General features: G+C 67.7%; 11 protein-coding genes. 8 read left to right on the top strand and 3 right to left on the bottom strand.

Going from position 1 to position 13,962, the window contains the following annotated elements:
• Positions 1-8 precede the first annotated feature (8 nt).
• Together purM and Q0916_RS04185 are read left to right on the top strand one after the other, a co-directional pair.
• Complete coding sequence (gene purM, locus Q0916_RS04190; RefSeq protein WP_299234810.1) at positions 9-1,034, top strand: phosphoribosylformylglycinamidine cyclo-ligase; 1,026 nt, start codon at positions 9-11, stop codon at positions 1,032-1,034.
• 156 nt (positions 1,035-1,190) lie between these two features.
• A complete protein-coding gene (locus Q0916_RS04185; RefSeq protein ID WP_299234808.1) occupies positions 1,191-1,739 on the top strand; it encodes a CBS domain-containing protein in 549 nt (182 codons plus the stop codon).
• Positions 1,740-1,784: 45 nt separating this feature from the next.
• Here the strand turns inward: Q0916_RS04185 and Q0916_RS04180 are convergent, their stop codons facing one another.
• The gene (locus Q0916_RS04180) at positions 1,785-2,150 is read right to left on the bottom strand and encodes a DUF555 domain-containing protein (RefSeq protein WP_299234806.1); all 366 of its coding nucleotides are present in this window, start codon (positions 2,148-2,150) and stop codon (positions 1,785-1,787) included.
• Between the two features lie 108 nt (positions 2,151-2,258).
• On the opposite strand from Q0916_RS04180, the gene psmB reads away from it, so the two are divergent.
• From psmB to Q0916_RS04165, 3 genes are all read left to right on the top strand, one after another.
• A complete protein-coding gene (gene psmB, locus Q0916_RS04175) occupies positions 2,259-2,978 on the top strand; it encodes an archaeal proteasome endopeptidase complex subunit beta (RefSeq protein WP_299234805.1) in 720 nt (239 codons plus the stop codon).
• Between the two features lie 89 nt (positions 2,979-3,067).
• Complete coding sequence (gene ligA, locus Q0916_RS04170) at positions 3,068-4,774, top strand: ATP-dependent DNA ligase LigA (RefSeq protein WP_299234802.1); 1,707 nt, start codon at positions 3,068-3,070, stop codon at positions 4,772-4,774.
• Positions 4,775-4,828: 54 nt separating this feature from the next.
• Positions 4,829-5,521 carry an MBL fold metallo-hydrolase gene (locus Q0916_RS04165; protein ID WP_299234800.1) on the top strand — a complete coding sequence of 231 codons (693 nt, stop codon included), beginning with the start codon at positions 4,829-4,831 and terminating at the stop codon, positions 5,519-5,521.
• A gap of 3 nt (positions 5,522-5,524) precedes the next feature.
• On the opposite strand, the gene Q0916_RS04160 is transcribed toward Q0916_RS04165, so the two are convergent.
• Positions 5,525-6,631 (bottom strand): DNA topoisomerase IV subunit A, encoded by a 1,107-nt coding sequence (locus Q0916_RS04160; RefSeq protein WP_299234798.1) that lies wholly within the window; start codon positions 6,629-6,631, stop codon positions 5,525-5,527.
• Between the two features lies 1 nt (position 6,632).
• Positions 6,633-9,026: a DNA topoisomerase VI subunit B gene (locus Q0916_RS04155; protein ID WP_299234796.1), complete on the bottom strand. Its 2,394-nt coding sequence runs from the start codon at positions 9,024-9,026 to the stop codon at positions 6,633-6,635.
• Positions 9,027-9,174: 148 nt separating this feature from the next.
• Between Q0916_RS04155 and gyrB the strand changes: the two genes are divergently transcribed.
• The 3 genes from gyrB to Q0916_RS04140 form a co-directional block, all read left to right on the top strand.
• Positions 9,175-11,094 (top strand): DNA topoisomerase (ATP-hydrolyzing) subunit B, encoded by a 1,920-nt coding sequence (gene gyrB, locus Q0916_RS04150; RefSeq protein WP_299234794.1) that lies wholly within the window; start codon positions 9,175-9,177, stop codon positions 11,092-11,094.
• Positions 11,091-13,556 carry a DNA gyrase subunit A gene (gene gyrA, locus Q0916_RS04145; RefSeq protein ID WP_299234792.1) on the top strand — a complete coding sequence of 822 codons (2,466 nt, stop codon included), beginning with the start codon at positions 11,091-11,093 and terminating at the stop codon, positions 13,554-13,556. Before gyrB ends, gyrA begins: the two co-directional genes overlap by 4 nt.
• A 176-nt stretch (positions 13,557-13,732) precedes the next feature.
• On the top strand, positions 13,733-13,962 hold a 230-nt coding region (locus Q0916_RS04140; protein WP_299234790.1), incomplete at its 3' end, for an Rrf2 family transcriptional regulator.

Genomic DNA, 13,962 nt, shown 5'->3' with positions numbered 1-13,962 from the left:
CTTAGGGCATGACCGACGAGGGACCCGCCGACGAGGAGCTGACGTACGCGCGCGCCGGCGTCGACATCGACGAGAGCGAGGCGGCGACCGCGGCGCTTCTGGGGGCGGTTGGGGAGTTCGAAGGGGACTACGCCGGGCTGATCGACATCGGCGACCGGTATCTGGCGCTGGCGACGGACGGCGTCGGGACGAAACTGCTCGTCGCCGAGGCGCTCGGCGACTACTCGACGATCGGGATCGACTGCATCGCGATGAACGCGAACGACCTCATCGCGACGGGCGTGACGCCGGTGGCGTTCGTCGATTACCTCGCCGTCGAGACGCCCGACGACGAGACGGCCGAGCGCGTCGGACGCGGGCTCGCCGAGGGGGCCGATCGGGCGGGGATCTCGCTCGTCGGCGGCGAAACCGCTGTCATGCCGGAGGTGATCCGCGGTCTCGACCTCGCCGGGGCGTGCGTCGGGCTGGCGACCGAGGCGGAACTGTTCGACGGGCGGGCGGAGGCCGGCGACCGCCTCGTCGGCGTTCCCTCGTCCGGGATCCACTCGAACGGGCTGACGCTCGCACGCGAGGCCGTCACGCGGGAGCACAGCTACGCCGATCCGTTTCCGGGCGAGGAACGCGGAGACGGAGACGGAGACAGAGAGGAGAGCGGGACCGGCGGCCGCACGATCGGCGAGGTGCTGTTGGAGCCGACGCGGATCTACCGCGAGTTGCTCGAGCCGTTACACGCCGTCGAGACGCACGCCGCGGCCCACATCACGGGCGGCGGCTGGACGAACCTCAGACGGATGGGCGAGCACCGCTATGTCGTGTCGGAGCCCTTCGAGCCGCAGCCGGTGTTCGGGTTCGTCCAAGCCGAGGGGAACGTCTCGGACGAGGAGATGCACCGCACGTTCAACATGGGCACGGGGTTCGTGGCCGCGATGCCGGAGGCGGACGCCGAGCGCGTGACCGACGCCGTCGGGGACGCCCGCGTCGTCGGTCGGGTCGAGTCCGGCGACGGCGTTTCGATCCGCGGCCTCGAGTTGTAGCGAGCAGGCGGGGCTCTCCGCGGTCGGCTCTCGCCCCGCGCTCCCGCCTCGGGAGCCGACCGGCGTCTCTCAGCGCACGCGTCGTCTGCCCCCGCCCCGGTATATGAACCGTCGGGCGGGGGAAGGCTTTTGTATAACTGTTGGTAATTAAGCGACATGGGTACCGATCTACCGACGCCGACGGATCTAAAGGAGCGTCGGACGGGGCTCGAGCTAACGCAGAGCGAACTCGCCGACAGGGCCGACGTCTCCCAGCCGCTCATCGCGCGGATCGAGGGCGGCGACGTCGACCCGCGTCTCTCGACGCTTCGGCGCATCGTGACGGCCTTAGACGAGGCCGAAAGCACGGTGATGCACGCCGCGGACATCATGCACGAGGGGGTCATAACCGTCGCGCCGGACGACAGCGTCCGGGAGGCGATCGACGCGATGGTCACGGAGGGGTACTCCCAGCTGCCGGTCGTTCGTGACGGGCGACCCCAGGGCATCATCTCGAACTCGGACATCAGGCAGCTCGAATCCGAAAGCGCCGCCGATCTCCCCGTCGCCGACGCGATGCGGGAGGCGATCACGACGGTCGAGCCCGACGCGACGCTCGACGGCATCAACGCCCACCTCAACCACCAGGACGCGGTGATGGTCGTCGAGGACGGTCAGTTGCGCGGGATCATCACGGAAGCCGACGTCGCGGCGCACATCTCCTGACCCGACCCCGGGTCGCGGCTCCGCTTTTCGCTCGCCGCCGTCGTCTCAGTCCCCGTCCTCGTCCCCGTCGTCGGTTTCGAACGTGTCGATCACCTTCAGCGGCACGTCGCGCAGCGCCCCGCCGATCTCGCTTTTCGCGATCCGGGAGGCGTGTTGGGTGCTGTCCGCGTTGAACACCTTCATTTCGAGGCCGAGGCCGACGAGCGCCGTGTCGGCGGCGATGAACGCCGAGTCGAACGGCTCCCCGCAGGCCGGACACGGCGTCGAGCCCACCTCGACCTCGACGTAGTCCATGTCGTTTTCGTTGAGACGGCGGCCGGCCTCGCTGACGGCGACGCCGATCGCGTCGTCGATCTCCTCGACGTCGCGGACCAGCCAGGCGGCCTCCATCGCGACGAGGTAGTTGCTCATGTCCGCCCGAAGCGGTGGGGAACGGATAGCCCTATTGTTTCGTCCCCGCGGGCCCGTTTGACCACTAACCGGAAGCTTTTATCGGCGGCCAGCGTATACCGATCAGTAATGCGTCAACCCGATTCTCCCCTGCCGCGGACCGGACAGGACCACACCCTCTCGCCGTACGAACCGGAACTGGGTGACGTCCCGTCGAACGATCTCTCCGTCGACGACCTCGATAACGTCAACAAGACCGGAACGACGACGATCGGCGTGTCGACCGCCGAGGGCGTCGTCATCGCGACCGACATGCGCGCCTCGCTGGGCGGGCGGTTCGTTTCGAACAAGGACGTCCAGAAGGTCGAGCAGATCCACCCCTCGGCCGCGCTGACGCTCGTCGGGAGCGTCGGCGGCGCGCAGTCGTTCATCCGGTCGCTCCGGGCAGAGGTGGACCTCTACGAGGCCCGACGCGGCGAGGACATCTCCATCAGCGCGCTCGCGACGCTCGCCGGTAACTTCGCCCGCGGCGGCCCCTTCTTTGCGATCAATCCGATCCTCGGCGGCGTCGACGACGAGGGGCACCACGTCTACTCGATCGACCCCGCCGGCGGCGTCATGGCCGACGACTACACCGTCACCGGGTCGGGGCTGACGGTCGCCTACGGGACGCTCGAACGGGAGTACCGCGACGACATGACCAACGAGGAAGCAAAGGAGGTCGCCGCCTCGGGCATCAAGGCGGCCGTCGAGCGCGACACCGGGTCCGGCAACGGCGTGTTCCTCGCGACGATCACCGACGGAAACGTCGACATCAAGGGCCACAAGGACTTCGACGAGGTCCTGTAAGGCGTCCAAGCCGGACTGAGGTTCGGGAAGGTCCGGATCGCGAGGGTCACGACGACCCGTCGTCGGGACGTTTCGATCGCCACACACCGATGGATTTCTCCGACTTCGCCGATCGCGCGGCCGGTATCGAGGCCGAGGAGGCCGACCTCGACACCGTCGATCTCGTCGCCGATCTCCTCGAAAACGCCGGCGACGACCTCGGGGCGGCGTCGCGGTTCGTTCAGGGCCGGATCGTCCCGGCCCACGATGACACCACCCTCGACGTCGGCCCGGCGCTCTGTTATGCGGCGCTGGCGAAGGCCGACGGTCCGAACGTGAGCGCCTCCGACATCGAGGCCGAACTCGCCGACACGGGCGAGATCGGCGCCGTCGCCGAGGGGTTGCGCCTGGGCGGCCAGCGCGGGCTCTCGGCGTTCGGCGAGGGCGAAAAGAACGCCGGATCGCGGTCGGTCGGCGACGTCGAAGCGACCCTCCGGGGGGTCGCAACCGCCTCCGGAAGCGGGAGCAGGGACGTCAAACTCGACACCCTCTTCGGGCTGTTCAGCGGGTCCGAGCCGACCGAGGCGCGGTTTCTCGCCCGCCTCGTCCTCGGAGAGATGCGGATCGGGGTCGGCGAGGGGACGGTCAGAGACGCCATCGCCGAGGCGTTCGACGTCCCGTCGTCGGCCGTCGAGCGCGCCCTGCAGGTCTCGAACGACTGCGGTCTCGTGGCCCGGACGGCCCGCGAGGCGGGCCTCGACGGGATAGAGGGGATACGGCTCCGCGTCGGTCGGCCCGTTCAGGCGATGTTGGCACAGACCGGGACGGCGCTTGAGGCGCTCGAATCGTGGGGCGAGGCCGTCGTCGAGACGAAGTTCGACGGCGTGAGGATCCAGGCGCACTACGACGGCGAGACCGTGTGGCTGTTCTCGCGGAACGTAGAGGAGGTGACGGGATCGCTACCGGAGGTCGCCGACGCCGTCGCCGGGGCGCTCGACGTGCCGGCGATCCTCGACGGTGAGGCCGTCGCCGTCGAGGACGACGGTACCCCGCGGCCGTTCCAGGAGGTCCTCCGGCGGTTCCGACGGAAACACGGCGTCGAGGCCGCCCGCGAGGACGTCGCGGTCGAGTTCCACGCCTTCGACTGTCTGCACGCGGACGGCGAGGACCTCCTCGATGCGCCGCTTGAACGCCGCGGCGAACGCCTCGAGGGGATCGCCGGCGACCTCGCCGTCGAGCGCGCGCTGTCCGAGGAACCCGACGCGATAGCCGCGATCGAGGCGGAGGCCCTCGAGGCCGGCCACGAGGGGATCGTGCTCAAGAACCCGGCGGGGCCGTACACGCCGGGGGACCGCGGCCGGAACTGGCTCAAGCGGAAACCGGACGTCGAGACGCTCGATCTCGTCGTGACGGGCGCGGAGTGGGGCGAGGGGCGGCGCGCGAACCGCTTCGGGACGTTTCTCCTCTCGGTCCGGACCGAGGAGGAGTACGAGCCGATCGGGAAGGTCGCAACCGGCATCACCGACGCGAAACTCCGGTCGCTGCACGAACGGCTCGAACCGCACGTCCGCTCGGAGACCGGCACCGCCGTCGCCATCGAGCCCGCGGTGGTGTTCGAGGTGGGGTACGAGGAGATCCAACGGTCCCCGACGTACGCCTCGGGGTACGCGCTGCGGTTCCCGCGGTTCGTCGGCGTCAGGGAAGACAGATCGCCCGCCGACGCCGACACGCTCGGGCGGGTCAAGCGGCTGTACGGATCGGCCGCGGGCGCGGAGACGGCGAACGGGGGCAAAGGCGGCGGCGGGGACCCGGCCTAACGCTGACGCCCCGGGATCGGCGGGTTTGTACCGGTCGCGTCCGAACGGGTCGGCATGATCGAACACGGCGGCGTGTCGGTCTCGTGGCTGGGTCACGCGACGCTCAGACTCGAGGGCGAGGACACGGTCGTCTACGTCGATCCCGGCCGCCACGGCGTACTAGATGGCCACGACGGCGGCGACGGGGACGTCGTGTGCGTGACCCACGGCCACCACTACGACCCGGCGGGGATCAGGACGGTCGCCGGGTCCGAAGCCACGGTCGTGGCCTTCGAGGGGGTAAACGCCCACCTGATTGACCGCCGCGTCGAGCGGTTTTCGGAGCTCCCGTACCCGGTTCGGACGGTGGACGCGGAGGCCGACATCGCGGTCGGCGGGGCGATCCTCTGGACGACGGCGGCGTACAACGACCCCGAGGGCCCCCGGGTCCGGGAGAACGGCGAGCCGTACCACCCGAAGGGCCGCGGCTGTGGGTTCCGCATCGCCCTCGGGGGGACGGTCGTCTACGTCCCCGGGGACACCGACGTCTTGGCGGGCCACGAACGCGTGAGCGCGGACGTGTTCTGCCCGCCGATCGGCGGCGCGGTGACCATGGACCGCCACGAGGCGGCGGAACTGGCCGCGGCTCTCGATCCGGAGGTGGTCGTGCCGATCCACTACGACACCTTCGGGGCGATCGAAGCCGACGCCGACGCGTTCGCGAGCGAACTCACAGAGCGCGGCATCGACGTCCGCGTGGACGGTTGACGCTCACAGGACGTCCATCTCCCCGAGCCGCTCGGGGAGGTAGGTGTCGGTCACGAAATCGAGCCCGCGGGAGGCGAGCGCCTGCTGTTCGGCCTTCTTGTCGATCTCGAGTTGGAGTTCGATCTGCTCGCGCCAGTAGTCGTCCTGAAACCGGGGGTCGTCGAGTTCGCTCTGTAAGGCGTTCCGGTCGGAGTCGCTGAGCGGGTCGGTCGGGAGCTCGTAGTTGACGATGTCGACGGGCTGGATGCCGACGTACTCGGCGGCCGGCGTTGCGAGGTACTCCGAGAGGTGAGCCGATTTGATCGAGCCGTACGAGACCGAGGCGTAGATCCGGTACGACCACGGATCGCCGTCACAGAAGACGACCACGGGGAGGTCGAGCTCGTCGCGGAGCCGCTTTGTGATCCGGCGGGTCGCCCGCGCCGGTTGGCCCTTGAGGTGGACGATGATGACATTGTACTCCTCGTCGAAGCCGTTCTCGACGAGTCGGTCCCGCATCCCGCCCGTCTCGACACAGAGGACGAAGTCGGCGTCGTGCTCCAGGAACTCGATCGTATCGGGGTTGTTGGGGATCTGATACCCGCCCTCGCCGACGTCCTCCTGGCAGTGGATCTCCCGCTCGCCGCGGCGGGTCTGCTCGCGGAGGTACAGCGGCCCCATGATCGTCGCGCCGGACTCCTCGGGTCGCATGTGGAAGTCCTCGCGGGTCACCTCGCTGACGATCTCTAAGTCCTCGACGAGCTGGTTCGACTCGTCCTGCCCGGAGAACTGCGCGCGCTCCTCGTCCCACGACTCCGAGAGGTAGTACAGCTCCCGCAGCGTCGAGGACCGCTCCTCTTCGAGCTGCTCGGCGAGGAACTCGATGGTGTAGATCGCCTTCAGGAGCTTCTGGGCCCCCTGGACGCTGTTGGCCGAGCGGGTCGACGTCCGGTCGCCGTACACCCAGACGTCCTTGTCCTCGTCGAAGACGATGTTGCTCTTCGTCCGGGTGGGGATCTCCATCGTCGGGACGTTCCCCTCGGCGAACTGGTCGTAGAAGTCGCTCGCGAGTTCGATCAGCTGCTCGCGCGCGATTTCGTCCTTCACGTCGGTGTCTGATTCGGTGCTCATGTTATGTGTTGACAGTGAGTTTCTCGGCCTCGACGCCGTCGACGGAGATGTCGAACTCGGCGTCGTCGTCCGCGTCGTACTCGAGGGTCGCCGTCGTGCCGCTCTCGACGGTCGGCGACCACTTGATGAACCACTCGCCGTCCATCTCGACGACCGTCGCCCCCCCGGGCTCGCCGGGGTCGGTCGTGACGATCTCCGTGATCTCCGGGGAGACGTTCGTGTCGCCGTAGTTGTGGACCGACAGCCGGACCGTCGCGCCGTCGGTCGCCCGCTCGACGAGGACGTTGTTCATGATCCGCGCCAGCGAGTCCTCGACGTCGAGAGGCTCTCGTCCCGTGACCTCCGAGAGCTTCTCGGCCATGTCGGGGAGGATGTCGGCGATCACGTTCTGTTTCCGGCGTCGCTTCCGGAGCGAGCGCTGCTTTTTGAGGTGTGACTGCATCCCCCGGCCGGCCTCCTGGAGCGCGAGCCGGAGTTCGTCCTCGATCTCGGGGATGTTCGCCACCGCGTCCTTCGACTCGCTCGTGAACGGGACGCTCGTCGAGGCGACGTGGACCATGATGACGCCGGGGCCGTTCGGGATCCCGCTACCGCCCGGCTGATCGAGGCCGTAGTTCCGCCAGTTGACGCCTTTGAGCACGTCGACGGTCGCGCAGGCGCCGCGTTGGTACACGAGCGGCACCCGGTTGGCGAAGCGGAGCACGTCCACGCCGCCGTCGGCCTCGATCTCGCCGCCGTAGGCGATGCCGACCTCGACGACGAAGGGGTCGCCGCCGTGGACGGACGCGTCCCTGGTCACCGACGTGTAGAAGTCGGCGTCGTACTCCTTTTTCAGCCCGGCCACGACGAGATCCTCGGAGATCGGCGCGAGACAGTCCGTCGGCGGCGAGAGGATGTCGGTCTCCCGCATCGCCTCGAGCAGCCGGGCGGCGGCGTCTCTGTCCCCGGCGACGTCGGCGACGTTCGGCGGGTCGTCGGGGACCGTGACCGACGCGTCCCAGACCGCCTCGACGACGTTCTCGCGGGCGGTCTCGCCGAAGGTCGCGTCGTCGTACTCCTCGGTCGCGTCGGCCGCCCGCCCGACGAACTCCCGGAGGCCCTCGCGGGTGATCCGGTTTCTGGCGTCCTCCTGGTCGTCGAACTTGTCGGCCAGGCGGTCCGCCAAGCCCTCGATCGCGGCGTCGTCCTTCCGGGTCGTCGTCGCCCCGTCGACGAGGGCATAACAGTCGCTCGCCCGGTCGCGGATGATCTCCCCCCAGGCGGCGTCGACGGCGTTCTCCCGGACCGTCGAGCCGAACGTCTGGTCGAACTCGGTTTCGATCTCGTCGGCCAACTCCCCGACCAGCGACGCGAGTTCGGCGTGTGCGATCCGGTCTCGATCCCGGATCGCTCCGTCCAAGCGCTCTGCGATCGCGGCGGTCGCCTCGGCGCTCTTGTTGGCGACGGCGTCCGCGACGGCGGCCTCGACGTCCGTTTCTCCGCGCGCCCGCGGTGACCGCCAGGCGGGCTCTCTGCCGAAGTGTCTGTCCCGGAAGTTGTCGAGGATGCTCTCGGCGGTCTTCGCGCCGACGCGGGTGAACTCGCCCTGGAGGAACCCCGAGAGGGAGTACGAGTCGGTCGCCTCGAGCATCTTCAAGAGCGTGCCGAGCTCGACGCCGTGGGGGTGGGGTCTGATCTCCTCTGTCTCCGGCGGGAGCTCGTCGGTGACCCGTTCGAACTTGAACGACGCGTCGGGCTCCTCGAACTCGATTCTCGCGTGGGGGTTGACGACGGCGGTGTGTTTGATGTAGTCGTGGAGCTGTCTCCGGGCCCGCATGTTCCCCTCCATCTCGATCTCGATGCGGGTCCCGTGGGGGCGCTCCCACCTCGTGTCGCGCTCGACGTCGATCTCCGGTTCGTTCGTGTCCGTGTCGATCGTGAGTTCGAAGTACCGCGCGCCGTCGCCGCGTTCGGTCTTCGAGGTCACCTTCGCCGGTTTCCCGGAGGTGAGCTGTGCGTACAGGACGGCCGCGGAGATGCCGATCCCCTGTTGGCCCCGCGTCTGTGCCCGGGCGTGGAACCGCGACCCGTACAGCAGTTTGCCGAACACCTTCGGGACCTGCTCTTTCGTGATGCCGGGGCCGTTGTCCTCGACGACGAGGCGGTAGTACCCGCCGACCTCCTCGATTTCGACGTAGATGTCCGGGAGAATGTTCGCCTCCTCCGTCGCGTCCAAGGCGTTGTCGACGGCCTCCTTGACGGCGGTGACGAGCGCTTTCGCGTCGCTATCGAAGCCGAGCATCTGCTTGTTCTTCTCGAAGAACTCGGCGATAGAGATGGAACGTTGGTTCTCCGCGAGCTCCTCGGCGACGGCGCCGCCGCCGTCGTCCCCGAGTTGCGACTGATACGAGGTCATCTACCGGGTAATAGACCTCCCGGAACGTAAAACCCCGTCGGGACCGTACTGAACGTATCCGACGCTCGGCGGTGCTAGATGCCCGACTGCGCCTCGCGCGCGTGCGAGGCTTTTATGCGGTCTGGGGCCCAAGCCTATTCAAGTTCGTATGTCTCAAGAAAGCGAATACAGCGCCGGACAGATACAGGTACTGGAGGGCCTCGAAGCCGTCCAGAAACGTCCGGCGATGTACGTCGGTTCGACGGACGCCCGGGGGCTCCATCATCTCGTGTACGAGGTCGTGGACAACTCGATCGACGAGGCGTTGGCCGGGTACTGCGACGCCATCGAGGTCACGCTGAACGACGACGACTCGGTGACCATCCGGGACGACGGCCGCGGCATCCCCGTCGACACCCACGAGGAGTACGACCGGCCGGCCGTCGAGGTCATCATGACCGTGCTACACGCCGGCGGCAAGTTCGACAGCAAGTCCTACCAGGTCTCCGGCGGGCTCCACGGCGTCGGCGTCTCGGTCGTCAACGCGCTCTCGAAGTGGCTCGAGGTCGAGATCAAGCGCGACGGCGGCGTCTGGCGGCACCGCTTCGACCACGGCGAACCGGAGGGCGACATCGAACGCGTCCGGGACATGGAACCGGGCGAGGAGACCGGGACGGAGATCACGTTCTGGCCGAACGGCGGCATCTTCGAGGCGACCGCCTTCGATTACTCGACGCTGCGGTCCCGTCTCAGGGAACTCGCCTTTCTCAACCCCGGCGTCGAGATAGCGCTCCGCGACGAGCGGATCGAGAACGGCGAGTCGGTCGTCTTCGAGTACCAAGGCGGGATCCGGGAGTTCGTCGCGTACCTCAACGAGACGCGGGAGACGCTTCACGACGAGGTCGTCTACTTCGAGGGCGACGACGAGGGCGTCCACGTCGAGGTCGCGATCCAGGCGACAGCGGGCGTGCAGGGCTCGATCCACGCCTTCGCGAACAACATCAACACGCGCGAGGGGGGCACGCACCTGACGGGGTTCAAGACGGCGCTCACGCGCGTCATCAACGACTACGCCGCCGAGAACGGCCTGCTGTCCGATCTCGACGGCACGCTGAAAGGCGAGGACATACGAGAGGGGCTGACCGCCGTCGTCTCGGTCAAACACCCCGACCCGCAGTTCGAGGGACAGACGAAGACGAAACTCGGCAACAGCGAGGTCAGGGGGATCGTCGAGGGGGCCGTCCACGAGGAGCTGGCGACGTACCTCGAGGAGAACCCGGACACGGCGAAGGCGATCGTCTCGAAGGCCGTCGAGGCGGCGAAAGCGCGGAAGGCGGCGAAGAAGGCCGAGGAGCTGACGCGGCGGAAGTCGGCGCTTGAGTCGACGTCGCTGCCGGGGAAGCTCGCCGATTGCCGAAAGCGAAACCCGGCCGACTCGGAGCTGTTCGTCGTCGAGGGCGACAGCGCCGGCGGGAGCGCAAAGCAGGGACGGAACCCGGACTTTCAGGCGATTTTGCCGATCCGCGGGAAGATCCTCAACGTCGAGAAACACCGCCTCGATCGGATCCTCGAGAACAACGAGATCCGGAACCTGATCACGGCGATCGGGACCGGCATCGGCGAGGAGTTCGAGATCGACGACGCGCGGTACCACAAGATCATCCTCTTTTGTGACGCCGACGTCGACGGGGCTCACATCCGGACGCTGTTGTTGACGTTTCTGTACCGGCACATGACGCCGCTCATCGAGGCCGGGTACGTCTACGCCGCACAACCGCCGCTGTACCGGATCAGGTACGACGGCGAGACCCACGACGCGATGACCGAGGCCGAGCGCGAACGGATCGTCGAGGATGTCTGCAACGGGAACCCGACGCAAGTCCAGCGGTTCAAGGGCCTCGGCGAGATGAACCCCGAACAGCTCTGGGACGCGACGATGGACCCCGAGAACCGCATCCTCAAGCGGATCACGATCGAGGACGCGGCCGCGGCCGACCGCATGTTCAGCGTGCTGATGGGCGACGCGGTCGAACCGCGAAAGCAGTTCATCAAAGAGCACGCCGAGCAGGCGGAGTGGATCGACATATGAGCTCGGACGCCCCGGAGGTCCCCAATGGGTCGGCCGAGGAGGTGACGCCCGTTCGCATCGAGGACGAGATGGAGCAGTCCTACATCGATTACGCGATGAGCGTGATCGTGGGGCGCGCGCTCCCGGACGCCCGCGACGGGCTCAAGCCGGTCCAGCGCCGCATCCTCTACGCCATGCACGAGATGGGGATGAGCGCCCGCGCGAGCCACCGGAAGTCCTCGTCGATCGTCGGCGAGACGATGGGGAACTACCACCCCCACGGCGATTCGGCGATCTACGACGCCCTCACCCGGATGGCACAGGACTTCTCGCTGCGGTACCCGCTCGTGGACGGGCAGGGGAACTTCGGGTCCGTCGACGGCGATCCGCCGGCCGCGATGCGGTACACCGAGGCCCGGATGGCCCCGATCGCCGAGGAGCTGCTCGCGGACATCGACAAGGACACCGTCGGGTTCGAGGCCAACTACGACGATCGGCTGACCGAACCCGACGTGCTGCCCTCGAGGGTTCCGAACCTGCTCGTAAACGGCGCGTCGGGCATCGCCGTCGGGATGTCGACGAACCTGCCGCCGCACAACCTCGGGGAGGTCATCGACGCCGCGATCCACGTCGTCGATACCCCCGAGTGCTCGGTGTCGGAGCTCATCGACACGCCCGACTCCGACGGCTACATCAAGGGACCGGACTTCCCGACCGGCGCGAACATCGTCAACCGCGAGGGGATCCGGGACGCGTACGCCGACGGCCGGGGGCGGCTCCGCGTCCGGGCCGAGATCGAAACGGAGTACGCCGAGCAGGGCGGCGACCGGCTCGTCGTGACGGAGCTGCCGTACCAACAGAACAAGGCCCGGCGCATCGAGCGGATCGCCGACGACGTCCAGGACGGGACGATCGAGGGGATCCGGGACATCCGCGACGAGTCGGACCGCAACGGCATCAGGATCGTCGTCGAGTGCAAGCGCGGTGCGAACGTGGACGTGGTCAGAAACCAGCTGCTCGAACACCACCTCGAAAACACGTTTTCGGTGATCTCGCTGGCTCTGGTTGATGGCCAACCCCGCGTGTTGAACCTCAAGGAGCTGCTCGAGGAGTTCGTCGAGCACCGCCGGGAGGTCGTCCGGCGGCGCTCGCGGTTCGAACTCGGCGAGGCCGAGGACAGGGCCCACATCCTCGAGGGGCGACTGACCGCCCTGGACAACGTCGACAGCGTCGTCGAGATCGTCCAAAACAGCGAGGACCGCGACGGGGCGATGGCGGAGCTGCGGGAGGCGTACGACCTCTCGGCCGAGCAGGCCGAGCACATCGTCCGGATGCAACTCGGCTCGCTGACGTCGATGGAGGCCGAGGAGATCCACGCGGAGTACGAGCGCGTCCAGGCCGAAATCCAGCGACTCGAGACGATCCTCGGCGACGAGAGCGAACTCCTCGGCGTCGTCAAAGAGGAGCTCCGGGAGATAAAGGCCGAGTACGACGACGAGCGGCGGACGAACGTCATCCAGGACGCCGGATCGGTGACGCGGGAGGACCTCATCGCCGAGGAGGAGGTCGTCGTCGCAGTCTCGGAGTCCGACTACGTCAAGCGGATGTCGCTTTCGGAGTTCGATCCACAGCACCGCGGCGGCAAGGGGATCATCGGCTCGCGGCCGAAGGAGGGCGATCGGGTCTCGACGGTGTTTACCGCCTCGACGCACGACTACCTGCTCTGTTTCACGAACCGCGGGCAGGTGTACCGCCTGAAGGTGTTCGAACTCCCCGAGATGGGTCGGACGGCCCGGGGCACGTCGGCGGTCAACGTCATCGACCTCGACGACGGCGAGGAGATCACGGCCGTCGTCAACACCGACGACATCGACGACGGCTACCTCGCAATGGCGACGCGAGGCGGCTACGTCAAGCGCACCGCCGTCTCGGCGTTCGAGAACGTCCACTCGGGCGGGATCCGCGCCCTCAGACTCGAGGACAGCGACTCGCTGGTCGACGTCGAGGTGACCGACGGGGACGGCGACCTCCTCGTCGGGACGAAACGAGGGATGACGATCCGCTTTGCGGAGGCCGACGCCCGTCCGATGGGCCGGTCGGCGCGGGGGGTCAACGGGATCGATCTGCGGGGCGACGACCGCGTTGCCGGGCTCGTCGCCGCCGAGACGGACGACGACCGCGAGCTCCTGACGGTGACCGAAAACGGGTACGGAAAACGGACGCCGCTGTCTGAGTACCGCACGCAGTCCCGGTACGGAAAGGGCCTCATCGACATCAAGACCGACGAGCGCAACGGCCCCGTCTGCTCGATCAACACGGTCTCCCCGGACGACGGCCTCGTGATCATGAGCCGCTCGGGACAGATAATGCGGACGCGGGTCGACGAGGTCTCGGCCGTCGGGCGGAACACAAAAGGCGTCGTCGTCATGCGGTTGAACGACGACGACCGGGTGGCCGGCGTCGACGTCATACAGGACGCGTAGCGTTTCGGATCGCTCGCCGAGTGTGTTCGCTCGATGTGCGACGGCCGCCCGTTGATGAGTCCGGTTCGATCCGAGCCCGGGCCGACAGAGCGGCCGTCCGGACCGACGGAACGACGCCGCGGAGCACCCGGTGGAACCACCGTCGGCTTTAAGTCTAAAACTACTAAACGATAATTATGTCATCGATCGAACTCACACCCAGCCAGAAGACGATCCTCCAGGAGCTCATCAACCTCTACCGGGAGTCCGAAAGCGCGGTCAAGGGCGAGGACATCGCGTCGAAGGTCGACAGGAACCCCGGGACGATCCGCAACCAGATGCAGAGCCTCAAGGCCCTACAGCTCGTCGAGGGGGTACCGGGCCCGAAAGGCGGGTACAAGCCGACGGCGACGGCCTACGACACGCT

Origin of the sequence: Natronomonas sp., from assembly GCF_028274965.1 — an archaeon.
Classification (GTDB): Archaea; Halobacteriota; Halobacteria; order Halobacteriales; family Haloarculaceae; genus Natronomonas.
This window is presented reverse-complemented; position numbering and strand designations above follow the sequence as displayed.

Coding starts and splice junctions, on each gene's coding strand:
- purM (WP_299234810.1), top strand. CDS start 9: ATGACCGACGAGGGACCCGCCGACGAGGAGCTGACGTACGCGCGCGCC.
- Q0916_RS04185 (WP_299234808.1), top strand. CDS start 1,191: ATGGGTACCGATCTACCGACGCCGACGGATCTAAAGGAGCGTCGGACG.
- Q0916_RS04180 (WP_299234806.1), bottom strand. CDS start 2,150: ATGAGCAACTACCTCGTCGCGATGGAGGCCGCCTGGCTGGTCCGCGAC.
- psmB (WP_299234805.1), top strand. CDS start 2,259: ATGCGTCAACCCGATTCTCCCCTGCCGCGGACCGGACAGGACCACACC.
- ligA (WP_299234802.1), top strand. CDS start 3,068: ATGGATTTCTCCGACTTCGCCGATCGCGCGGCCGGTATCGAGGCCGAG.
- Q0916_RS04165 (WP_299234800.1), top strand. CDS start 4,829: ATGATCGAACACGGCGGCGTGTCGGTCTCGTGGCTGGGTCACGCGACG.
- Q0916_RS04160 (WP_299234798.1), bottom strand. CDS start 6,631: ATGAGCACCGAATCAGACACCGACGTGAAGGACGAAATCGCGCGCGAG.
- Q0916_RS04155 (WP_299234796.1), bottom strand. CDS start 9,026: ATGACCTCGTATCAGTCGCAACTCGGGGACGACGGCGGCGGCGCCGTC.
- gyrB (WP_299234794.1), top strand. CDS start 9,175: ATGTCTCAAGAAAGCGAATACAGCGCCGGACAGATACAGGTACTGGAG.
- gyrA (WP_299234792.1), top strand. CDS start 11,091: ATGAGCTCGGACGCCCCGGAGGTCCCCAATGGGTCGGCCGAGGAGGTG.